Origin of the sequence: Nocardia speluncae NBRC 108251 (genome assembly GCF_001613245.1) — a bacterium.
Taxonomy (GTDB): domain Bacteria; phylum Actinomycetota; class Actinomycetes; order Mycobacteriales; family Mycobacteriaceae; genus Nocardia; species Nocardia speluncae.
Map to the genome: position 1 here is coordinate 16969 of NZ_BDBZ01000038.1, position 21841 is coordinate 38809.

The 21841-nt window shown below is 67.0% G+C and carries 20 protein-coding genes; 15 read left to right on the forward strand and 5 right to left on the reverse strand.

Annotation, left to right across the window (positions count from 1 at the left end; genetic code table 11):
- Positions 1–3 precede the first annotated feature (3 nt).
- From NS6_RS28780 to NS6_RS28835, 12 genes are all read left to right on the forward strand, one after another.
- Positions 4–1806 carry an acyl-CoA dehydrogenase gene (locus NS6_RS28780; RefSeq protein ID WP_068048319.1) on the forward strand — a complete coding sequence of 601 codons (1803 nt, stop codon included), beginning with the start codon at positions 4–6 and terminating at the stop codon, positions 1804–1806.
- 65 nt (positions 1807–1871) lie between these two features.
- A complete protein-coding gene (locus tag NS6_RS28785) occupies positions 1872–3410 on the forward strand; it encodes a class I adenylate-forming enzyme family protein (RefSeq protein ID WP_068048322.1) in 1539 nt (512 codons plus the stop codon).
- Positions 3407–4360 (forward strand): NADP-dependent oxidoreductase, encoded by a 954-nt coding sequence (locus tag NS6_RS28790; protein ID WP_307648617.1) that lies wholly within the window; start codon positions 3407–3409, stop codon positions 4358–4360. Before NS6_RS28785 ends, NS6_RS28790 begins: the two co-directional genes overlap by 4 nt.
- Before the next feature lie 63 nt (positions 4361–4423).
- Complete coding sequence (locus tag NS6_RS28795) at positions 4424–5185, forward strand: SDR family NAD(P)-dependent oxidoreductase (RefSeq protein ID WP_068048325.1); 762 nt, start codon at positions 4424–4426, stop codon at positions 5183–5185.
- Positions 5170–6186, forward strand: coding sequence for a phosphotransferase (locus tag NS6_RS28800; protein ID WP_068048328.1), 1017 nt, complete (start codon positions 5170–5172; stop codon positions 6184–6186). Before NS6_RS28795 ends, NS6_RS28800 begins: the two co-directional genes overlap by 16 nt.
- Positions 6187–6220: 34 nt before the next feature.
- Positions 6221–7594, forward strand: coding sequence for an aspartate aminotransferase family protein (locus NS6_RS28805; RefSeq protein ID WP_245669545.1), 1374 nt, complete (start codon positions 6221–6223; stop codon positions 7592–7594).
- Between the two features lie 3 nt (positions 7595–7597).
- A complete protein-coding gene (locus NS6_RS28810) occupies positions 7598–8359 on the forward strand; it encodes a LamB/YcsF family protein (protein WP_068048341.1) in 762 nt (253 codons plus the stop codon).
- A 28-nt stretch (positions 8360–8387) separates the two neighbouring features.
- Positions 8388–9266, forward strand: a complete 879-nt coding sequence (locus tag NS6_RS28815; protein ID WP_245669546.1) for a 5-oxoprolinase subunit B family protein — start codon at positions 8388–8390, stop codon at positions 9264–9266.
- Entirely contained in the window at positions 9263–10249 is a 987-nt protein-coding gene (locus tag NS6_RS28820; RefSeq protein ID WP_068048347.1) for a 5-oxoprolinase subunit C family protein, read from the forward strand. The genes NS6_RS28815 and NS6_RS28820 overlap by 4 nt, the downstream gene beginning before the upstream one ends.
- A gap of 30 nt (positions 10250–10279) precedes the next feature.
- Positions 10280–11680, forward strand: coding sequence for an NAD-dependent succinate-semialdehyde dehydrogenase (locus NS6_RS28825; RefSeq protein WP_068048353.1), 1401 nt, complete (start codon positions 10280–10282; stop codon positions 11678–11680).
- Between the two features lie 58 nt (positions 11681–11738).
- Positions 11739–12488 (forward strand): SDR family NAD(P)-dependent oxidoreductase, encoded by a 750-nt coding sequence (locus tag NS6_RS28830; RefSeq protein ID WP_068048405.1) that lies wholly within the window; start codon positions 11739–11741, stop codon positions 12486–12488.
- 33 nt (positions 12489–12521) lie between these two features.
- Positions 12522–13700 (forward strand): thiolase family protein, encoded by a 1179-nt coding sequence (locus tag NS6_RS28835; RefSeq protein WP_068048356.1) that lies wholly within the window; start codon positions 12522–12524, stop codon positions 13698–13700.
- A gap of 228 nt (positions 13701–13928) precedes the next feature.
- On the opposite strand, the gene NS6_RS28840 is transcribed toward NS6_RS28835, so the two are convergent.
- On the reverse strand, positions 13929–14492 hold the full coding sequence (locus NS6_RS28840; RefSeq protein ID WP_068048359.1) for a TetR/AcrR family transcriptional regulator: 564 nt from the start codon (positions 14490–14492) through the stop codon (positions 13929–13931).
- A gap of 86 nt (positions 14493–14578) precedes the next feature.
- Between NS6_RS28840 and NS6_RS28845 the strand changes: the two genes are divergently transcribed.
- The gene (locus tag NS6_RS28845; RefSeq protein ID WP_068048362.1) at positions 14579–15763 is read left to right on the forward strand and encodes a saccharopine dehydrogenase family protein; all 1185 of its coding nucleotides are present in this window, start codon (positions 14579–14581) and stop codon (positions 15761–15763) included.
- A gap of 189 nt (positions 15764–15952) precedes the next feature.
- Positions 15953–16627 (forward strand): TetR/AcrR family transcriptional regulator, encoded by a 675-nt coding sequence (locus NS6_RS28850; RefSeq protein ID WP_068048365.1) that lies wholly within the window; start codon positions 15953–15955, stop codon positions 16625–16627.
- Between the two features lie 139 nt (positions 16628–16766).
- Here NS6_RS28850 and NS6_RS28855 read toward each other — a convergent pair whose 3' ends face one another.
- From NS6_RS28855 to NS6_RS28870, 4 genes are all read right to left on the reverse strand, one after another.
- Positions 16767–17636: a mycofactocin-coupled SDR family oxidoreductase gene (locus tag NS6_RS28855; protein WP_174552642.1), complete on the reverse strand. Its 870-nt coding sequence runs from the start codon at positions 17634–17636 to the stop codon at positions 16767–16769.
- Between the two features lie 170 nt (positions 17637–17806).
- Positions 17807–18268: a VOC family protein gene (locus NS6_RS28860; protein ID WP_174552643.1), complete on the reverse strand. Its 462-nt coding sequence runs from the start codon at positions 18266–18268 to the stop codon at positions 17807–17809.
- A complete protein-coding gene (locus NS6_RS28865) occupies positions 18265–19773 on the reverse strand; it encodes a CoA-acylating methylmalonate-semialdehyde dehydrogenase (RefSeq protein WP_068048370.1) in 1509 nt (502 codons plus the stop codon). The genes NS6_RS28860 and NS6_RS28865 overlap by 4 nt, the downstream gene beginning before the upstream one ends.
- Positions 19774–19816: 43 nt before the next feature.
- Positions 19817–20377: a cupin domain-containing protein gene (locus NS6_RS28870; protein WP_068048373.1), complete on the reverse strand. Its 561-nt coding sequence runs from the start codon at positions 20375–20377 to the stop codon at positions 19817–19819.
- A 344-nt stretch (positions 20378–20721) separates the two neighbouring features.
- Between NS6_RS28870 and NS6_RS28875 the strand changes: the two genes are divergently transcribed.
- Positions 20722–21660: an alpha/beta hydrolase gene (locus NS6_RS28875; RefSeq protein ID WP_068048375.1), complete on the forward strand. Its 939-nt coding sequence runs from the start codon at positions 20722–20724 to the stop codon at positions 21658–21660.
- Positions 21661–21841: the final 181 nt, after the last annotated feature.

A 21841-nucleotide genomic window follows, 5' to 3' on the forward strand; every position in this document is an offset into this window, starting at 1 on the left:
GCCGTGCCAGCCTCCACCGATCTGCTTTCCCGTGCCGACCTCGACTTCCTGCTCCACGACTGGCTCCGGGTCGGGGATCTCACCGAACGGCCGCGTTTCGCGGAGCACTCCAGGTCGACCTTCGACGAGATCCTGGACCTCTGTGCCGATCTGGCCCAGGACCGCTTCGCCCCGCACAACCGGCACAGTGACGCGGACGAGCCGCGGCTCGTCCAGGGCCGGGTCCGCCTGCACCCGGAGATCCGTCCGGCTCTCGACGCGCTGGCGGAGACGGGCTTCCTCGGCGTGACCGCGGATCACCGCGTGGGCGGGCTTGCGCTGCCGCGCGTCGTTCACCTGGCATGCGCCGCATGGTTCGCGGCGGCCAATGTGAGCACATACGGATATGCCATGCTCACCGTGGCCAATGCTCATCTCCTCTGCGCACACGGTTCTCCGGAGCAGATCGCCCGATTCGTGACGCCTATGTTCGAGGGCCGCTTCCACGGCACGATGTGCCTGTCCGAACCTCAGGCAGGTTCCTCGCTCGCCGACACCATGACCCGAGCGCACCCGGCCGACGACGGGACCTACCGCATCACCGGCACCAAGATGTGGATCTCCGGGGGAGACCACGAACTGGGCGAGAATATCGTGCACCTCGTGCTGGCCCGCACCGGTGCCGGCGAATCCGGCGTCCGGGGTCTGTCGCTGTTCATCGTCCCCAAGTTCCTGGTCGGGGACGACGGCAGCATCGGCGAGCGCAACGACGTGTCACTGGTCGGGCTCAACCACAAGATGGGATTCCGGGGCACGGTCAATACCGTGTTGAGCTTCGGCGATGGAACCCATCGGCCCGGCGGGTCCGCAGGTGCCGTCGGCTATTTGGTCGGGGCGCCGGGGGAGGGGCTCGCCCAGATGTTCCACATGATGAACGCGGTCCGTCTCGAGGTAGGCGTGTGCGCCGCAGCCCTCGGCTACACCGCCTACCTCAAATCGCTGGCCTACGCGCGGACACGTCCGCAAGGACGCAGGCCGGATGCGAAAGCCGCGCATCTGCCGCAGGTCCCGCTCGTGGAGCATGCGGATATCCGCCGGATGCTGCTGGCCCAGAAGTCCTACGCCGAGGGGGCGCTCGGGCTGACGCTGTACTGTGCCCGGCTGCTGGACGACCGTGAGACTGCACCAGAACATGCCGAGCGTGATCGCGCGGCGCTGCTGCTCGACATCCTCACACCCATCGCGAAGAGCTGGCCCGCGCAGTGGTGCCTGCACGGAACCTCACTGGCCATACAGGTGCACGGCGGATACGGCTACACGCGCGACTATGACGTCGAGCAGCACTACCGTGACAGCCGCCTCAACCCGATCCACGAGGGCACACACGGTATTCAGGCGATCGATCTGCTGGGCCGCAAGACGTCCATACACGACGGGGCGGGTCTGCAAGTGCTGGACGAGGAGATACGCCGAGCCGTCGCGGCCGGCTCGCGGCTGGGGCCCGAGACCTCGGCCCACGCTGCCGATCTGGACCTCGCCCGAGCGCGCCTCCTGGAGGTGACGAAGCTGCTCCATGCACACCCCGAGCCGGTCACCCGGCTGGGTAATGCCTCGATCTACTTGGAGGCCGCCGGACACATCGTCCTCGCTTGGATCTGGCTGGAGCAGCTCATAGCGCTCGGTGACCGAGACGACGCGTTCGCCCGCGGTAAACGCGCGGCAGCGCGCTACTTCCGATCGTATGAGCTCCCGGGGGTCGCACCTCGGCTCGATCTGCTCGCCTCTCTCGACCGCACCACCGTCGACCTCGACCCGTCCTGGCTCTGAGCAGGTACGACGAGCCGGTCCGAACGAGTTCCGCCCCCGCCCTCCCCTTTTGTCAGGAGATATCCATGCCTACGCTCGGCCAGTTGGTGGCCCGACAAGCCCACCGAGCCCCGACCCGCGACGCGCTCGTCTACAACGGAAGGCGGATCACCTGGGCGGCGCTCGACAGTGCGGTCAACCGTGCCGCCGCGGTGCTCCACCGCCGCGGCATGGTCAAGGGCGAGCGGCTCGCGGTGATGAGCACGAACTCCGACAACTTCGTCGTCGTCCTGTATGCCGCGGCAAAGCTCGGGCTTCTCGTCGTCCCGGTCAATCCCCGGATGGCGGCGCCGGAGGTCACCTGGCTGCTCGACGACAGCGGCGCCACCGGCTTCGTCTTCCACCCGAGTCTCGCGACCGTCGCGGACACGGCACGAGCCGCGGCGTCCACACCACCGCGGACCCACCTCGCGCTCGGCCCGCTGCCGGACTGCCCCGACGACCTCGAAAGCCTCATGGCCGACGCTGCGGACCATGAGCCGTCGATATCGCTCTCGGAGTCCGACGACGCCGAAATCCTCTACACCTCGGGCACCACGGGCCGGCCCAAAGGTGTCCTGCTCGACCATCACCGGGTGATCTGGGCGGGGCTCAACGTGAGCCTGACCGCCGGGCTGGCGGACGGTGAACGGATCCTGCAGGTCGCTCCGCTCTACCATTCCGCGGGACTCAACCTCTTCCTGCACGGGGGTACAGCGGTGGGAGCCACCCATGTGCTCCTCGATACGTTCGACCCGGCCGTCGTCCTGGAACTCATGGAGTCCGAGCGGATCACGACCTTCTTCGGCGTCCCCACGATGTACCGGATGCTCCTGGACAGCCCGGACTTCGCCGGACGGGACCTGTCGAGCTGGCGTATCGGATTGTTCGGTGCGGCTCCCATGCCACCGACCACGATAGAAGCACTCCGGAAGGCGGCACCGCGGGTGCGGCTCTTCAACCTCTGCGGACCGACCGAGGCCGGCCCGGGCGGCGTCGGGCTCGGGCCCGACCACATCGCACAGCGCCCGGGCGCCAACGGCTGGGCCATCCTCAACACCGAGGCGAGGGTCGTGGACAGCGAGGGACGCGACGTCGCCGCCGGCAGCACCGGCGAGGTGGTCCTGCGGGGCGAATCCGTGATGAAGGGCTACTGGAACAACCCGGAAGCCACGGCGCAGGCCCTGCGCGAAGGCTGGTTGCACACCGGCGACGTGGCGCGCATCGACAACGACGGCTGCATCACACTCGTCGACCGCATGAAGGACATGATCATCACCGGCGGCATGAACGTGTACTCGGTCGAGGTCGAGAACGCGCTGGCCGCCCACCCCGGCGTGGCGGACTGTGCGGTAGTCGGGGCGCCCCACCCGGTCTACGGCGAGAGCGTGGTGGCCGTCGTGACGCCTCGCGAGGGCTTCGCGATCACGCTCGAGGACGTGCGGGCCCATGTATCGACGCTCATTGCCGACTACAAGGCCCCGCACCGCCTTGTTCTCGGGGAGATTCCGCGCAACCCGTCGGGAAAGATCTTGAAGCACGTCCTTCGCGGCCGGGTACGCACCGATGAGGGAGCCTCGTCGTGACAGGGACGAAAGAGACGATGCTGGCTGTCCGCCAGGATGTCCTGGGTGGTCCCGAGGTCCTTCATCAGGCCGAGGTCCCGCGTCCACGGGTCACACCCAACCAGGTTTTGGTACGGGTGGGAGCTGCCGGTCTCAACCCGACGGACCTCAAGCACAGATCGCGGCGGGTCTTTCTCGGTCCCCCGCCTTTCGTGCTCGGGTGGGACGTATCCGGTGTCGTGGCGGAGATCGGCTACGGAGTCGCCGATTTCCGCCCCGGCGACGAGGTTTTCGGAATGTTGCCTTACCCCCGCGGGCACGGCGCACACGCCGAACTCGTGCTCGCCCCTGCTCGGGCACTCGTGCACAAGCCCACCGGACTCGATCACACGCAGGCCGGAGCTCTCCCACTCGCCTCGCTCACCGCGTGGCAGGCATTGGTCGAACGCGCGCGGATCCGGGCCGGGCAGCGGGTGCTCGTCCACGGCGCCGCGGGCGGTGTCGGTCACCTCGCCGTGCAAATCGCCCGCGACCGGGGCGCAGTGGTGATCGGCACCGCGAGCGCCTCGAAGCACGACTACCTCCGCGAGATCGGTGCCCATGAGCTTCTCGACTACCGGACGACCGCTTTCGAGGCCGAGCTCTCGGACGTGGACGTCGTACTCGACACGGTCGGTGGCGAGGTCACGAACCGGTCGCTCACGGTGCTCCGGCCGGGCGGCACGCTGGTCACTCTCATGCCCACCGGACGCGAGGTTGTGGTGGACGAGGCCCGCCGGCACGGAGTCCGGGTGATCGGCATGCTCGCGGACGCCGATCGTGCCGGCATGCAGGCAGTGTCGGACATGGTGCGGCGGGGCGTGCTGCGGCCCAAGCTCGACCGAGTCTTTCCGATGAGCGCGGCAGCGCAGGCCCATACCCGGGCCGAATCGGGGCGCGCCTTCGGCAAGGTCGTGCTCGTCCCGGACTGACCTGCGCCGCACGCCACCGCCTCGTGTCACGACCGACCACATATCCGAGAGGAAGTACTGTCCATGAGTCCTGTCAATCCTGACCCCCTGTCCGGCAAGGTTGCCGTCGTCACCGGCGCCAGCTCCGGAATCGGCGCCGAGATCGCCCGCGAGATGCACCGAGCCGGCGCCGAGGTCCTCCTGGTGGGCCGGCACGAGGAGCGGCTGGCCGCCAGCGCTGCGCGCCTGGAGGCGGACGGGGGCCGGGCCGAGACCCTCAGCGTGGACCTCACCGACAAGGCCGCACCGGACGCCGTCGTACAACGTGCGCTGGACCGGTTCGGCCGGGTCGACATCCTCGTCAACGCCGCCGGTGTTTTCACCCCGGCACCGTTCCTCGAGACAACCGACCAGAACCTCGACGATCAGTGGGACGCCAACGTGCGGGCGCCGTTCCGGCTCGCCCGCGCTGCCACCGGCCACCTCGGCGAAGGCTCGTCGATCATCTTCGTCTCCTCGATCTGCGGCTACGCCGGATTCCCCAATTCGACGGCCTACTGCGCCATCAAGGGCGCGGTCGAGCTCCTGGTCAAGGCGCTTACTGCCGAACTCGCTCCGCGGGGCATCCGCGTCAATGCGGTCGCACCCGGCAATATCCGGACCAGCATCAACGAGCATCTGCTCGCCGACCCGGACTACGAGAGGCAGATGCTCGCGGCCACCCCCGCCGGGCGCATCGGAGAGGTCGGCGATATCGCACCCGCGGTCGTCTTCCTCGCCTCACCGGCCGCGTCCTACATCCACGGGTCGTCCCTGCTGATCGACGGCGGATGGATCGCCAGTTGACCGAGCTACCGGGAGTGCCCGAGCACGAGCTCGCAGAATACCTGCGTGTGCGCTACGCCATCGATGTCGCGCTCACCCGCCTCGGCTCCGAGCGCGACGAGACCTACCGTGCGTCCGGCACATCGGCCGCAGACCTGATCGTCAAGGTCTGCGCTCCCGGCGAGCCGCGTGCGATCGTCGAGCTCCAGCTCGCGGTGACCGATTACCTCACCCGAGCCACGACGGTCCCGGTGCCGGTCGCCGTGCCGACCCCTGCGGGCGAGACGATCACCCGGTGGGAACGGCCGGGCGGCGGGCCCGACCGGCTGGTCTACGTCATCTCCTGTCTGCCGGGCGCCGGCCTCGCCGAGCAGCGGCTCAGCCCTGAGCAGACGGAGCGAGTGGGCACCGTCCACGGCGAGGTCACCGCGGCGCTCGCCGACTTCCGGCACCCCGCCGCTGCCCGCCGGCTCCTCTGGGATCTGTCCGGGCTGCCCGAGCTTGCCGACAGCATCACGCCCCCGCGGTCACAGGCACAGCTGGCCACTCAGGTGGTCGGCCATTTCACGAGCGTCGTTCGTCCCGTCGCCGAGGGCGGAGCGCGACAGGTCGTGCACGGCGACTACAGCGTGCACAACGTACTGGCGAACCCGGCCGCCCCAGGCTTCGTCACCGGCGTCATCGACTTCGGTGACGTGCATATCGCGCCGGTGCTCTACGACCTCGCGGTCGCGGTGGCCAACCTCCTCGACCACCGTCTCACAGACCCGTGGACGTCGGCGTCCGCGCATGTGCGAGGTTTCCTCGGCGTATACGACGTCGCACCTGCCCAGCTCCGCACCCTCGCCGCGGCCGCCGCCGCCCGCTGTGTGCAACGGGCCTTGATCTCGCAGTGGCGCGCCACCGTCGATCCCACCCGCGCGGCCTATGCCGAGCAGCACTCGCGCCACGACTGGGTTCGCGCCGAGGCGGCGATCCAGACCCTCGACACCGGAACCGAACACTTCCTCGCAGCCACCTGACCACCCGCCCCTCACGAGTCAAGGGATCACGTCCGTGTCATCACCGCCACTTCGCGCAGCCGTCGGCCCCGTCGGCATGGTCAACGGCTTCGACGTCGCCGACCTCGCGTCCCAGCCCGCGGATATCGCCTCGATGATCGAGCGACGTAACGGGCTCCTGGGGCCCGGATACCAGCTCTTCTACGCCGATCCGATCGAGGTCACCGCCGCCCGGGGGGTGTACCTCTACGGTCGCGACGGGACCGAGTACCTCGACGCCTACAACAATGTGGCGCAGATCGGGCACTGCCACCCGCGTGTGGTCGAGGCGGTCTCCCGCCAACTGGCGACCCTGAACACCAATACCCGCTACCTCCAGAAGCCACTGCTGGACCTGGCCGAGCACCTTCTCGCGCATTTCCCGGCGCCGCTCGATCGGGTGACGCTGACCTGCACCGGCTCGGAGGCGAACGATCTGGCGACCAGGATCGCCCGGCACCACACCGGCGCCGGCGGCATCATCGTCACCGCCAATGCCTACCACGGGGTCACGAGCAGCGTGGCGGCCTACTCGCCCTCTCTCGGTCCCGGCGCACCCCTGGGTCCGCATGTGCGCACCATCGCCGCGCCGGACCCGGCGGCCTACCCCGACGAGGTCGCACTGATTGCCGCGGTGCGAGACGATGTACGCCGTGCCGCCGACGATCTGACCCGTGCCGGGTACGGGGTGAGTGCCTGTCTCCTCGACACTGTCTTCTCCTCCGACGGAGTCTTCACCCACCCGCCAGGTGTCCTGCGGGCGCTCGCGGACGAAGTCCGCTCCTACGGCGCGGTGCTGATCGCCGACGAGGTCCAGGCCGGCTTCGGCCGTACCGGCGACGATTGGTGGGGTTTCGCCCGCCATGGATTCGTCCCGGACATCGTCACGATGGGCAAGCCGATGGGCAACGGCTACCCGGTCGCCGCGGTCGTGCTCCGTGCCGAGATCGGCCGCGCCTTCGAGACGGCGGTCCGCTACTTCAACACCTTCGGCGGCAGTACGACCGCCGCCGTGGCGGCACAGGCCGTCGTGACGGTCATCGAGGAAGAGGACCTGGTCGCCCGCGCCCGGCAGGTCGGCGCGTCGCTCGGGGACGCCCTGCGGGACCTGGCCGACGGGACCGACCTCATCGGCGCGGTCCGCGGCGTCGGGATGTTCTACGGCGTCGAACTGTCCGCCGGCGGCAGCAGCGGCGACAACGCCCGGATCGCCCGCGAGGTCGTCAACCGAATGCGCCGGGCCGGGGTGCTGATCTCGGCCTCCGGACCTCAGGGCAATGTGCTGAAGATCCGCCCGCCGCTCACCTTCGACCAGACCCATGTCGACCGTCTGGCCGAGACCCTCGCCGCGGCCCTCCGATCGGTCGACCGCACCGCACGGAAGGTATGAGCCATGGTGCCCACATCGATAGACGTCAACGCCGACGCCGGCGAGAGCTTCGGCCGCTGGCGGCTGGGCGACGAGGCCGGCCTGTTCGCGTTCGTCTCCAGCGCCAATATCGCCTGCGGCCACCATGCCGGCGACCCCTCCACCCTCCGGGCGGCCGTCCGGAACGCGCGAGACGCCGGTATCGCGGTCGGTGCGCACCCCGGATACGACGACAAGGCCGGATTCGGGCGTCGTGCCCTCGCGATGTCGATCTCCGAGACCGTCGACTCTGTTGTGTACCAGGTCGGAGCACTGGCCGCGATCGCCGAGAGCGAGGACGTCCGGCTCCGGCACGTCAAACCGCACGGGGCGCTGATGGGGGCGATCTGTGGCGACCCCGAGCTCGCTGTCGAGGTCGCGGCAGGTCTGCGCAGCGCCGGATTCGAACTGCCCCTGATGATGGCGCCCACCACTGCCCTCACCGCGGTACGGACGGCGGGCCACCCGGTCATCCCCGAGAACGCCGTCGACCTCGACTTCACCGACGACGGCATCAACGTCATCGAGCCGCGGCCCATGGCCAAGGACCCCGATCGAATCGCCGAGACCGCCGTGACGGTGGCACGCGGCCGGGCGGTCACCGTATCGGGTCGCAGTATCGAGATGCCGGTGCGCTCGGTGTGTGTCCACGGCGACCGGCCCAATGCCGTACCCATCGCCGCGGCGGTCAACCGTGCCCTCACCGCCGCCGGCTTCGCCATCCGCCCGGCCGAGCCGTGGGTGTGACGCCGTGCGGGACTCGACCATGTACACAATGCTCTCCGATGGGAGCTGCGCCAGTTTCGGAGGCGACGAGTACGTCTTCGTCGAGCTCGACGAGGCGATGAGTCTCGGCACCGCGCTCCGGGTCCAGTCGATTACGGCACGCATTGCCGATCTGGAGCTGCCGGGGGTTCTCGATATCGCGCCCGCCAACAGCAGCTACCTGATCCGCGTCGACCCCGACACCCTCGACCCGCGCCGGGCACTCGGCGCCCTCGCCGACGTCCACGAGGCCGGGCAGGCCACCGCGACGACGATCTCCACCGAAATCCTCGACGTGCCCGTCCTCTACGACGATCCGTGGTCGGCCGAGATCTGCATGCGATTCCGCGGCGGGCATCAGTCCGCCACCGAGAGCGATATCGAGTACACCGCACGGATCAACGGCTTCGCCTCCGTCGACGAGCTGGTCCGGGCTCATTCGAGCGCGCCGTTCATCGTGACCTTTCCCTGCTTCAAGCCCGGCAATGCCGAGTCCTATCAGCTGGTGCCGCACGAGCGGCAACTCCAGGCGCCCAAGTACCTCACGCCGCGCACCGAGACGCCCGCCCGGGCCGTCGCCCACGGTGGCGCCTTCACGGTCATCTACCCCTCGAGCGGGGTAGGCGGTTACCAGCTGCTCGGACGCAGCGCGATCCCGGTCGTCGACCTCGGCCAGGCCACCCGTGAGTTCCGCCGCTCGCCGGTGCTGACCCCGATCTCGACCCTGCTGCGGTTCCGCCCGGTCGATCGGGCGGAGTACGACGAGATACGCCGTCTCGTTGCCGTCGACCAGCACGTCGTTCGCCGCGCGCCCGCCGAGTTCTCACTCGCCGAATTCGATGCGGACCCGGTGGAATACGCGCTCGAGCTCGCGGCGCTCCTGTCATGATCTCGATCCTCGTCCCCGGTCCGCACACGACGATCCAGGACGTCGGCCGCCCCGGCCACTACGCCATGGGACTGCCACCCTCCGGTGCACTGGACCAGTACGCGCACCGGTGCGCCAACCTGCTGGTCGGGAACGTCGAGTCGGCCGCGACCCTCGAATCGACCATGGCCGGGCCCACCCTCGAGTTCGAAGAGGACTCCCTCGTCGCGATCACCGGCGCGGATGTAGCCGTCACCGTCGACGGCCGTCACGTGCAGACCTGGGCGGCGCATACGATCCACGCCGGTCAGCAGCTGGCGATCGGTACGGCCCGAGCCGGCGCCAGGTCGTACCTGGCGGTGCGCGGCGGCATCGACTGCCCGCCGTTCCTCGGCAGCCGCTCGACCTACACCGCTGCCGGAATCGGCGGCCTCGCCGGCACATGCCTCGCCGCAGGGGACACTCTGCAAGTCGGTTCCGAGACCGTGGCACCACCGCGGCCGGGGGCACACCTCGATTACCGCCTGCACGGCCGCCCCGGGAACCAGGTGACGGTCCGGGTCGTCCCGGGACTGTGTAACTACCGCTTCACCGCCGAGTCGCTGGAGCAGTTCTTCACCAGCACCTACACCATGACCCCCCGCTCCGACCGTATCGGTTGCCGCCTCGACGGCCCGAGGCTGACATTCGTGGAGCGGGAGCAGCCCTTCGGCGCCGGCGACAACCCGAGCAACGTCGTCGATCTCGGCTACCCCGTCGGGTCGGTCCAGGTCCCCAACGGCGCCGAGCCGATCTGCCTGCTCCGCGACGCCGTCACCGGCGGTGGTTACGCGACGCTCGGCACGGTGATCAGTGCCGACCTCGATCTGCTGGCTCAGGCACGAGCGCCCGACACCATACGTTTCGAGCCGGTCTCGGTCGACGACGCACTGGTCGCTCGCGCCGAATATCGAGCGCGCCTGCGCGATGCGCGCACCAACCTCAACCTGCTCAGCCTGTTCTGAGTGGTCCCACTCCTACCGAGAGCAGCCACCATGATCGATCAGATCACCACGCCGACCTTCGCAGTGGAGGATCCGGCCACCCTCGAGGTCGTCGGGCACGTCCGCGACCTCGGTCCGGCCTATGCCAGAGCCGCGGTCGACCGTGCTGCGGCCGCGTTCTCTAGCTGGTCCCGCGCCGCCCCGCGCCGCCGCGCCGACGTCCTGCGCCGCGCGTACGAGCTGATGCTGCGCGACCGAGATGAGCTGGCCACGCTGATCTCGCGCGAGAACGGGAAATCCGTCCAGGACGCGACCGACGAGGTGGTGTACGCCGCCGAGTTCTTCCGCTGGTATTCCGAGGAGGCGGTGCGCGCCGACGGTGAGTACGGCAACTCACCGGCGGGGGAGGCCCGCACGATCGTGACGCGCAGACCCGTCGGGGTCGCAGCGCTGGTCACTCCGTGGAACTTCCCCGCGGCGATGGCCACCCGCAAGATCGGACCCGCGCTGGCCGCGGGATGCACGGCGGTCGTCAAACCGGCAGCGCTCACTCCGCTCACCATGCTCGCGATTGCCGGGATCCTCGGCGAGGCCGGTCTCCCCGAGGGAGTTCTGGAGGTGGTGACGACACGGAGCTCCGGCGCGGTGGTCTCGGCCTGGATGGAGGACGACCGCGTCCGCAAGATCTCGTTCACCGGCTCCACCGAGGTCGGGCGCACGCTGCTGCGTCAGGCCGCGGACCGGATCGTCAACGCGTCGATGGAGCTGGGCGGCAATGCACCCGTGATCGTGACCGAGGACGCGGACCTGGCAGCGGCCGTCGAGGGCGCACTGGTGGCCAAGTTCCGCAACGGCGGACAAGCGTGCACGGCAGCCAACCGCGTCTACGTCCACGCCGATATCGCCCGGCCGTTCCTGGACGCGTTCGTTGCCGCAGTCGACAAGCTGACGGTCGGCCCGGCGCTCGACGGCGCCGTGATCGGCCCACTGGTGAGTGCGAACGAGTGGCAACGCGTCAGCGACGCGGTGCAGCTCGCCGTCCGCAACGGAGCGCGGGTGGCCTACGCGGCCGAGCTACCCGCGGCACCCGGCCACTTCTACCCACCGACCGTCCTCGTCGACGTCGCACGCGACTCCGCAATCGTGAGCGAAGAAATCTTCGGACCCGTTGCCCCGATCCTCGAATGGACCGACGAAGACGACCTCCTCGACCACCTCAACGACTCCGAGCTCGGTCTGGCGGCCTACGTGTTCGCCGGTGACCTGGCCCGCGCCATCCGCATCGCCGAGCGGCTCGAGGTCGGCATGGTGGGGGTCAACCGCGGCATGGTCTCCGACCCGTCGGCACCGTTCGGCGGCGTGAAGCAGAGCGGCCTGGGGCGCGAGGGGTCGCGCGAGGGCCTGCGCGAATACCAGGAAACGCAGTACCTCAGCGTGGACTGGCCCACCTGACCGGAGACCTCGTACCAGCTGATCACCACCCATCGACCGACACCACGGAATGAGAATCATGCAGATCGACAATGTCGCGGCCGTCGTCACCGGCGCCACATCCGGGCTGGGCAACGCGACCGCCGCGGCACTCGCGGCCAAGGGCGCCCGCGTCTTCGGGCTCGACCTCGATATCGCCACCGCCCCTCAAATCGACGGCGTCACCTACCTCGAGGCCGACGTCACCAGTGAAGACCAGGTACGGGCCGCAGTCGCGCACGCCGCCGAGCAAGGTCCGCTGCGAATCGTCGTCAACTGCGCCGGCATCGGAACACCCGCCCGCATCCTGGGCAAGGCCGGCGTCCATGACCTGGCCCACTACGCCAAGGTTGTCCAGGTCAACCTGATCGGCACTTTCACCGTGCTCGCACTCGCCGCCGAGGCGATCGCGAGAACCGAACCACTCGACCACGCCCAACGCGGTGTCATCGTCAACACCGCATCGGTCGCGGCGTTCGAAGGACAGATCGGCCAGGCGGCCTACTCGTCCTCGAAGGGCGGCGTGGTCGGCCTGACCCTCCCGGCAGCCCGCGACCTCGCCCAGCACGGCATACGCGTGAACACCGTGGCCCCGGGAATCGTCGACACTCCTATGCTCGCCACTCTCGGCGAGGAAGTCCGGAAGAGCCTCGCCGCGGGTGTGCCGTTCCCCAAGCGCCTCGCGCGGCCATCCGAGTACGCCGACCTCGTTGCGTTCATCGTCGAGCACGACTACCTCAACGGCGAGACCATCCGCATGGACGGGGCCTTGCGATTGGCACCTCGCTGATCATCGACACCGGGCCGGAAGGAAGCCACCACCATGAACTCAGCTGTCATCGTCGATATCGTCCGAACCGCCTCCGGGAAGGGCAAACCAGGCGGTGTCCTCTCCGGGGTCCACCCGGTCGACCTGTTCGCCACCCTGCTCACCTCGCTCGCCGAGCGCAACGACCTCGATCCGGCCGTTGTCGACGACGTGATCGCCGGCTGTGTCACCCAGGCAGGCGACCAGGCCCTCAACATCGCCCGCAATGCTGTCCTGGCCGCAGGTTTCCCGATCGAGGTGCCCGGCACGAGCCTCGACCGACAATGCGGTTCCTCCCAGCAGGCGGCACACTTTGCCGCCCAGGGCGTTATCGCCGGCGCGTACGACGTCGTGATCGCCGGCGGCGTCGAATCGATGAGCCGCGCCCCGATGTTCTCCTCGGTTCGCGGCGGGCATCCCCGGGCGCCCCTCGAGCAGCGATTCCCGTCCCTGCCCGACCAGGGCATCGGCGCCGAACGGATCGCCGCCCGATGGAAGCTCGACCGCGAGGCTCTCGACACGTTCGCCGCCGAGTCGCATCGCCGCGCCGCGACGGCGGCCACCGGCGGAGACTTCGGCCAGGAGATAGTCCCCATCGCGCTTCCGGGCGGCAGCCTTCACAGCGAGGACGAGACCATCCGGGGGACGACGTCCGTGGCAGGGCTGGCCGGTTTGAAACCGTCATTTCACGACGACGAGACGGCCGGTCGGTACCCGGAGATCGGATGGCACATCACTGCGGGAAACTCCTCGCCGTTGACCGATGGCGCAAGCGCGGCACTGATCATGAGCGAGGAGAAGGCCGGACAGCTCGGGCTGACTCCGCGTGCCCGGTTCCACAGCTTCGCTGTCGTGGGATCAGACCCTGAAATCATGCTGACCGGCCCGATCCCAGCGACGCACAAGATCCTCGAGAAGGCCGGACTTGCTATCGGCGATATCGACGCGTACGAGGTCAACGAGGCGTTCGCGCCGGTACCGCTCGCGTGGGCGGCAGAGTTCGATGCGGACCCGACCAAGCTCAACCCCCGTGGCGGCGCGATTGCCCTCGGCCACCCTCTCGGCGGCTCCGGGACACGGTTGATGGCGACAATGGTCAACTACCTCGAGGACGCCGGCGGTCGCTACGGCCTCCAGACCATGTGTGAGGGCGGTGGAATGGCCAACGCGACCATCATCGAACGCCTCGGCTGACACCGTAACGCCCAGCGGGCCCGCCTGGCAGCCGGTGATCGTCGAACGGGCTCCGGAACGCCGAAAGGCGGCTACTTCGTCGTTCTGTCGGCGGCGGGCCCGGCAAGATCACGGCCTACGGCTGGAGTACTAGGAACGGACCCGGTCCGCGGGCGCGGTCCACCCGGTGGAGCGGATTCACTCGGCCAGGCGGCATCGACCCGTTCCCGCGAGCGGTACGACGTCGGCTCAGGCGTCCCCGGCCAGTACCGCATGGAGCGCGGCCTCGGCGGCGTCGAAACACTCGGGAAATGCGCCCCCGCCGTCGGCCCAGCGACCGAACGCCTCCTCGGAAATGATCGAGGCCACCCGCGCGGTGAGGCGCGCCTCGCTGGGCCCGGCCCCGCGCTGTTGCAGGGCGTCCCGGAGCGCGGCGGTGATCGCTGCCGACTTGCTGCGCTCGCGTTCCAGCAGTTCCGTACTGGACTCGATGATCGCTCGGCGTCGTCCGGAGTCGGCGACCGTTCCGCTGACCGCCGCACCGACCTCGCGAAGGGCCGACAGTGCCGCCGGCAGTGGCGCAAGCCCGGGGTCCGCAGCGAGCACCGCTTCGGACACGGCGGCTGGAAGCCGCTCGGAGCCGGCGAAGAGAATCTCGCGCTTGTCCGGGAAGTGCCTGTGGAAAGTCCGCCGGGTCAGCCCTGCCCGCTCCGCGATGTGCGTCACCGTCACGGCGTCGTAGCCGTGCTCGCCGAACAGGTCCAACGCAGCCTGTCGCAGGCGTTCCGGTGCTCCGGGGTCCCACCGTGCCATGCCCGCATCCTACCTATCGCGGTGACTCACTGTGACATCGATGCTAACGTGTGATGACACAGTGAGACATCACGGATGGAGGAATCATGGCGCAGGGTGAGATCTGGATTCTCGGAGCCACCGGACGGGTCGGGCGGGCCGTCGCGGCGCAGATCGTGGCGTCCGGGGCTGGCCCCGTGCTGGTCGGGCGCGATGCCGGTCGGCTGCGCACCGCGGCCGCCGACCTCGGGCTCGACGCCGACTCGAAGATTGTCGTCGCGTCCGGGGCGGAGGCCATGGCGGCCGAGATCACCCGGCAGCGGCCTGCCGTGGTCGTCAACACCATCGGCGGCTACGCCGAGACCGCCGTCCGGCTCGCCCGTGCCTGCATGCCGGGCGGCCATTACCTCGACCAGGCCAACGACCCGGCCGCCTTCCGTCGCCTGTTCGCCCTCGACGACGAGGCCATCGCCGCGGGAAGCACCCTGGTGGCGGGTGCGGGATTCGGCGTCGTCGGGACCGAGGCGATCGTGGCACGCCTGTGTGCGAACCATCCCGTTCCGAGCCGGGTCCGGGTGGACACCTTCGCCTCGGTCGCCGTCGAGGAAGGCGTGCTGGGCACCGCCCTTGCCACCGGCATCGTGGACAGCTTCGCGATGGGCGGCCGCCGCTACGAGGGCGGCCGACTGGTCAAGACCCGCCTCGGCGAGGAAGTCCATCACCTGACCCTGCCCGACGGGCAGCGCATGTCCTCGGTCGGTGTGCCCTCCGGCGAACTCATCGCTGCACACCGGGTCAGTGGGGCTCCCTCGGTGTCAGCGACCTCCGGGCTCATTCCCGCCTCGCTCGCCGTTCGGGCGGCCCTACCGCTGCTCTCGGCGATCCTGCGAGTTCGAGCGGTGCGGACCTTCGCGATCGGCTGGATGGCCGGAATCAAGACCAAGGCTGCCCCACGCCCACACCCGTACACCTGGGGCCACGCCGTCATCACCTGGCCCGACGGCACCGTCCGCGAAGGCTGGCTGCGGGCCGGTGACGCGATGGAGTTCACCTCTGCCGTCGCCACGCAGACCGCGCTCCAGCTCGCTGCGGGTAAGGGCCGGCCCGGCGCTCACACCCCGGCCGGCGTCCTCGGCCCGGACCTCGCCACCGCTGCCGGAGCCGACTTCGTAAACGAGGCCCTGGTTCGACCACCCCGGCAAAGGGCCGGGACGCCTGCGGGCTACGACTGTCGCCGTCCACACCCGCGCGGTCCGCAACCTACTGGCCGACACCTGAGCCGTGACAACTGAACCTGGTCCGGGCAACGTCCGGAACAGAGCCAGGTAGAAGACCCTTCATCACTACACCGGGGCGATACCGGGTGCAGGCCGCGGAAGGCTCCGTGTCCCGCGTGGACCCTCAATCGAATACCCCTGACAACGAACAACTCTGAGACCGGGCTGCCGCCATGCCCGAGGCCGGTCACTACGATAGAGGCCATGGCGGCTTCGTTCTCAAACGGACTCAACGGCACCGAACCCCGGGCCGGTCGGCGGAACCTCAAGGGCGATATGCGAGAGCAAGCGATCCTTCAGGGTGCTTATGAAACGCTGCGCACCGAGTCGATGCGTACGGTCTCGATCGATGACCTCGCCAAGAGCGCAGGATTGTCGCGGTCATCCTTCTACTTCTATTTCGAATCGAAATGGCAGGTTCTTTCCGCGCTGCTGTCGAGTGTGACCGACGATGTTTTCGTCGCGTCGTCGATGATTTTCGAACGGCCGGCCGGAATCCCGCCGGAGGCCGCGATAGAGCACGCGGTTTCCGAAGTCACGGCTGTCTGGGAGAGGCACGGTCACATTCTTCGCGAAGTTGGTGACGCCGCGGCGGCGGAACCTGCCTTGCAGGCGCAGTGGGACAAAATATTGGGCCGATTCATCAAGGCCGCTTCTGTCGCTATCGAGCGCGATCGTTCCACGGGCGTGGCGATCGACGGGCCCCCGGCCCGCGCGCTGGCGGTAGCACTTATATGGATGGGTGAGAGAAATCTTGGTCTGATGAGCATGCGCAGCGCGAATGCCATCCCGACTGAACATATGGTGGAGACGGTGACTACCGTGTGGCTCAGAACTGTATTCGGCCTCGAATATGCGGGAACGACGAACCACGCCTGAGTCGAATAGTACGATCGCAGCAAACCGGACTCCGTAGGAAGCGGTTCGCTGCGATCGGATGTCTGTTCAGTTGGTCATAGTTGTACGCAACGTACGTTTTCGCCGATGTTGTACGGTGCAATTCGGTGTCGAGATCTCGCTACTGCTGTTGATCCGCAGCCATCTTTGCCATGTTCAATCCAGGCATCAGCATGTGTCCGCCGTCGACGAGCATTTCCAGCCCGGTGGTCCAACGCGACTCATCGGATGCCAGCCAGAGTACGGCTTCGCTCATGGCGCGCGGTGGGAGCAACCCGACGTCGCGAAGGGCGGACCAATACTTCGCGCCTTGGAGATCCTCCTTGACTCCTTGCCCCGGGCCCTTGCCCGAACAGAGGTCGTATCCGCCCTGCCAATCCAGCGCAGGGGTGTCAGTCGGCCCAGGAAGAAGAATGTTGACTCTGATTCCGTACTGCCCGAACTCGAGCGCGGCACTCTTCGCGAGCCCGATCACGCCGTGCTTCGAGGCGACGTAGTGCACATAGTGTGGCGATCCCTCAACGCCGTTTCCGGAGGACGTCACCACGATCGACCCGCCGCCCCGCGCCTTGATCGCGGGTGTGACAGCTTTCAACGTTCGCCATACTCCGGTGATGTTGACGTCGAGGACGGCCGCGAACTCCTCTTCGGGGATTTCGTCGAACGGGCGAACGGTCCAAATTCCGGCATTGGCGACGGCAACGTCCAGGCCGCCGAATGCCTTTACGCCGTCGGCGACCAATTTATCGATCGAGGACTGCTTTCGAACGTCGCCCTCGTGTGCGATGATGCGCCGTCCCAATACCTCGACCTCTTCGACGGTGGTCTGGAGATCTTCCGGCGATCCGGTCGCGTAGGGGAGTCCGGTGTCGGTGGGGCAGTCGAGGGCAAGGATGTCGGCACCCTCTTCTGCGAGGCGAATCGCATGAGCTCGCCCCATTCCACGTGCTGCTCCGGTCACCAGAGCGACTTTTCCATCCATTCGTCCCATTGTTATCTCCTCTTTGAGCGGGGTTTTCGTGAATCAATTACTGCGCATCGGGGGCTCGGAACCCAAGGCAGTAAAGCGCGTTGACGATCTCCGCGTCAGACGCGCAGCGACGTGGATCAATGGCATATCCAACGATCAAGACCGGGTATTTATGATAATCAGGAGAACTATCACGCGGTGTCGGACGGCGTGATCAGCTGTAGCAGAATGTCGATTCCGGGCGGCTCGGTCCAGATATGGTCAGAACTGCCGATCCGAAATGGCGAACTGATCGGATCGGGCCGGCCGGGACCTCGAATGGTGCATCCGTTCAGATCGGCGTCGCTCAGGCTCGCGCCGAACGCGAGAGCGATATGATCTATTTTGGCCGGTGCACTGCCCAGTGCGTACTCGAGGGTCTTCGGCTCATCAATGGTGTACAACTCGATTTTTGCCGACCCAAGGTTGAAGAACGTTGCCCGAATATTGAGTGCGGGCGCTTCGAACGTGGACGTGATGGGAACTGCGAACCTGCTCTGCCATTGGGCCGAAGCCTGCTCCAGGTCGCGAACCAATACGCCGACGTGGTCGAGACGCGGAAATTGTTCCTCGGTCCCGTCAGCGACGTCCGGTGACAGCTTCGGCATCGTCATTGACTTCCGGCGGCGACAAAGTGCGGCGCGACACCTTGGCGGGTTTCGGTCCAACGCTGGGTGATCACCTTGGCCTTGGTATAGAAGCGATACGCGTCGTAATTCAATCCGTCGTCACCGAACCGTGAGTCGCCCCATCCGCCGAACCCGAACCAGGAAATCGGCACCGGGATCGGGACGTTGATCCCGACGCTTCCCGCCCGCACAGTGTGGGCGAATCGACGACCGGCTACTCCACTTGTGGTGAAGATCGACGCGCCGTTTCCGTACGGGCTCGCGTTGACGACGCGAAGGGCCTCGTCGAGATCGTCGACGCGGACCACACTGAGGATCGGGCCGAAGATCTCGTCTTTGTAGAGGTCACTGTCGGTCTGGACGTGGTCGACCAGACTCGGGCCGATGAAGTACCCCGCGTCATGGGTGTCGTCCTTTCGACCGTCCAGGACGACCGTTGCGCCTTGGCCGGTAGCTGTATCGAGGGCGCTGCGAACTCGATCGACCGCCGACTCCGAGATGAGCGGCCCCATATCGGAACTCGCCGCGTCTCCCGGGCCTGTGCGGAATGCCTCGGCTCGTTGCACTGTCTTGGCAACGAGCCGGTCGGCGATGTCTCCGACCACCACCGCCACGGGCACAGCCATGCATCTTTGGCCCGCGGCGCCGTACGCGGCCGACACCAACGCGTCCGCCGCCGCATCCAGATCGGCGTCGGGCATCACGACCAGGTGATTGTTCGCTCCGCCGAGCGCTTGCACCTTCTTGCCGACATCGGCCGAGCGGCGGTAGATCTCCCGCGCGACCGGAGTGGAGCCGACGAAAGAGATGGCGGCGACATCGGGATGGTCGATCAGCGCGTTGACCGCGTCGACGCCTCCGTGCAGGACGTTGAAGACACCGCTGGGCAGACCGGCTTCGGCCAGAAGTTGCGCTAGGCGCACAGACGCCGACGGGACCTTCTCACTGGGCTTGAGCACAAACGAGTTGCCGCACGCGAGCGCTGCCGCGAACATCGACACCGGCACCATAATGGGGAAGTTGAACGGCGTGATGCCGACACATACTCCTAGCGGTTGGCGGAAGGAGTATGTGTCGACGCCTCGGGAGACTTGTTCCGCGAACTCGCCTTTGAGCTGTTGAACCGCGGATGTTGCCACCTCTACGGCTTCGACAGAACGGGCCACCTCGCCCCTCGCGTCAGCCAGGGTCTTTCCTTGTTCCGCGGTGATGATCGATGCGAGCTCCTCGCCGTGTTCCAGCAAGAGTGTGCGAAATGCCAGAAGAATCGTGGCCCGAGCGGGGGTGGGAGTCGACGCCCACGCTTCCGCTGCGCTTCGTGCGCTGGCGACAGCCTTGTCGACGACGTCAGCGCCCCCCAGCTCGACGGCCCGTATCGGGTGGCCTGTCGCCGGGTCTACGATTTCGGACTTTGTCGCGCTTGTCGAGCTGACGGGAGCGCCGGCGATCCAGTGCGGAACGGTTTCGAGATGGACACCGTTTGTAGTCACAGTTACTCCAAATTAGCGAATTGGCGAATTATTTCTCGAAGGTTCAGGATTTTTTCTCCCGAGGGTGGGGCAGCTCCGGGAACATTTCCAATCCGTAATTCGTCTTGAGATTCTCGACCTCTGCCGCGAGCTGCTCGGGCGTACGCAGTTCGCGATCGCGAGCCTCGTAGAAGTACTTGTCGATGCCACTGCCGGGTGCGAAAGTACCGGCTGGTCCCGGTACGAACACGACGAGGATCCTCGCCTCTTCTCCGACGACCTCATAGGTATGCCGCTGGTCCTTACGCCCCCACACGAATTGGCCGGCGCCCGCATTGTACGACCCCGCTTCGGTGTGAATCGTAATTTCCCCGCTCATTACGAAGAAGCCCTCTTCTTCGCGGTGATGGATATGCCAGACCGGCTCGGTTCCGCGAACCCAGTTCGTCTCGATGACAACTAGCTGGCCCTGAGTGGTCTCTCCGGTCGCATGAATCCAGAAATCCACACCGGTCATGAAATCGCCGGTCATTTTGAAATGCACGTCATCGCGGTGGGAGACGTAACTCTCCCCGTCTCGGGTTGTCGACGGCTGGATCTGATCGACACCTGGCTGGGTCACCATGGGGGTCCCTTTCGTTCACTCGCCGGGGCGAGTAGCTGCGTTCTACCTTGAACAGGATTGAGACTAGACTCACTGTTGGCTCGAGTCAACAGTGTGTCTAGTATTCATGAACTAGCTGTTGAGAGGTGGTATCGCAGTGAATGCCACCCCGTCGCAAGCTGGCTCTGTAGCTCAACTAGACAGATCGTTGACAATCCACGACATCATGTGCACAATGCTCCTCGCTCGTATGCGCTCAGGCATCAGAGTTCGCACGCGAGACTTTGGCGCCCGACTCCAGGAGGACCAATGACATTGCTTCAGGAAACGAATCATCTCCGCGCATCCGATTGTGCGGTTCGATAATGGGAACTCTGAATGATCAGGTAATCGAATTACTCGAGTCACTGTCCAGGAATCCACCTGCGCAGCCCTGGGACGTGCCGATTTCCTCATATAGATCGGCCGGCGAGAAGCTGATCACGTTGGCGGGCGAACCCAATCGCGGCTGCGAGGTTCGGAACTTTCACATACGACTTCCCGGAAGGACTGTCGGTGCGCGCGGTTATCGCCCGAAAGGCGCGATAGGTCGCGTACCCGGCGTCATCTATTTCCACGGTGGCGGATTCGTCAGGGGCAGTCTCGATTCGCATGACAGGCTGTGCCGGGAGTTGAGCGTCCAGGCTGGGCTCAGCGTCATCGCCGTCGAGTATCGACTGGCTCCCGAAAATACCTATCCGAGCGCGCACGACGATGCGATGGACTCGTTCCTCTGGGTATCGGAGCACTCCGATGAGCTGAATATCGACAGCGACGCACTGGCAGTCGCCGGTGACTCCGCAGGAGCGATGCTCGCGGCGGCGACCGCCGTAGACGTTCGGGCACGCGCCCGTGGTGCGACGGTGAAGGCGCAGGGACTGCTGTGCCCTGTCCTCGATGCGACCATGACCGGAACGTCCGCCGAGCGGTACAGCGCGGCGCCCATTTTGTCGCGGCCCGTTCTCGAATGGTGTATTGATCAGTATTTTCCGAATGTACTGACTCGACGGTCACCGGCCGTATCGCCATTGATGAGGGAAACCCTGACGGCGTCTCCTCCTGCGCTCATCTTCAGCTCGGAAATCGATCCGGCCTCGGATGACGCTCGGCGCTACTCGGCAGAATTAGAGGCTTCGGGCGTCGGGGCCGAGTTCCACGAGTATGCGGGCATGCCGCATAGCTTCTTTCTGCTGGCCGGTGTGCTGGACGAGGGCGAGCGTTGCATCGCCGATTTCGCGGAGAAGCTATCCAGGTTGCTGCGCTAGTGGACAGTACGTCCGTGGAGCAGTAGATACGTCGAATCGTTCAGGCTACGTCAGCTCCCGGTCGCCCGGCCGGTCCGGCACGTGACCGGCCGGGCTTCCGTTGGCCCGAGACATCATCGACGTCACGACTGTGGGGGGATCGACTCGGAAGCCGGAGTGCCGCAGATGTCCGCCGATTTCG

Excerpts from the sequence above, each read along its gene's own strand:
- NS6_RS28785 (WP_068048322.1), top strand. The coding sequence starts at position 1,872 with ATGCCTACGCTCGGCCAGTTGGTGGCCCGACAAGCCCACCGAGCCCCG.
- NS6_RS28795 (WP_068048325.1), top strand. The coding sequence starts at position 4,424 with ATGAGTCCTGTCAATCCTGACCCCCTGTCCGGCAAGGTTGCCGTCGTC.
- NS6_RS28800 (WP_068048328.1), top strand. The coding sequence starts at position 5,170 with ATGGATCGCCAGTTGACCGAGCTACCGGGAGTGCCCGAGCACGAGCTC.
- NS6_RS28810 (WP_068048341.1), top strand. The coding sequence starts at position 7,598 with ATGGTGCCCACATCGATAGACGTCAACGCCGACGCCGGCGAGAGCTTC.
- NS6_RS28815 (WP_245669546.1), top strand. The coding sequence starts at position 8,388 with ATGCTCTCCGATGGGAGCTGCGCCAGTTTCGGAGGCGACGAGTACGTC.
- NS6_RS28820 (WP_068048347.1), top strand. The coding sequence starts at position 9,263 with ATGATCTCGATCCTCGTCCCCGGTCCGCACACGACGATCCAGGACGTC.
- NS6_RS28825 (WP_068048353.1), top strand. The coding sequence starts at position 10,280 with ATGATCGATCAGATCACCACGCCGACCTTCGCAGTGGAGGATCCGGCC.
- NS6_RS28830 (WP_068048405.1), top strand. The coding sequence starts at position 11,739 with ATGCAGATCGACAATGTCGCGGCCGTCGTCACCGGCGCCACATCCGGG.
- NS6_RS28835 (WP_068048356.1), top strand. The coding sequence starts at position 12,522 with ATGAACTCAGCTGTCATCGTCGATATCGTCCGAACCGCCTCCGGGAAG.
- NS6_RS28840 (WP_068048359.1), bottom strand. The coding sequence starts at position 14,492 with ATGGCACGGTGGGACCCCGGAGCACCGGAACGCCTGCGACAGGCTGCG.
- NS6_RS28845 (WP_068048362.1), top strand. The coding sequence starts at position 14,579 with ATGGCGCAGGGTGAGATCTGGATTCTCGGAGCCACCGGACGGGTCGGG.
- NS6_RS28850 (WP_068048365.1), top strand. The coding sequence starts at position 15,953 with ATGGCGGCTTCGTTCTCAAACGGACTCAACGGCACCGAACCCCGGGCC.
- NS6_RS28855 (WP_174552642.1), bottom strand. The coding sequence starts at position 17,636 with ATGGGACGAATGGATGGAAAAGTCGCTCTGGTGACCGGAGCAGCACGT.
- NS6_RS28860 (WP_174552643.1), bottom strand. The coding sequence starts at position 18,268 with ATGACGATGCCGAAGCTGTCACCGGACGTCGCTGACGGGACCGAGGAA.
- NS6_RS28870 (WP_068048373.1), bottom strand. The coding sequence starts at position 20,377 with ATGGTGACCCAGCCAGGTGTCGATCAGATCCAGCCGTCGACAACCCGA.
- NS6_RS28875 (WP_068048375.1), top strand. The coding sequence starts at position 20,722 with ATGGGAACTCTGAATGATCAGGTAATCGAATTACTCGAGTCACTGTCC.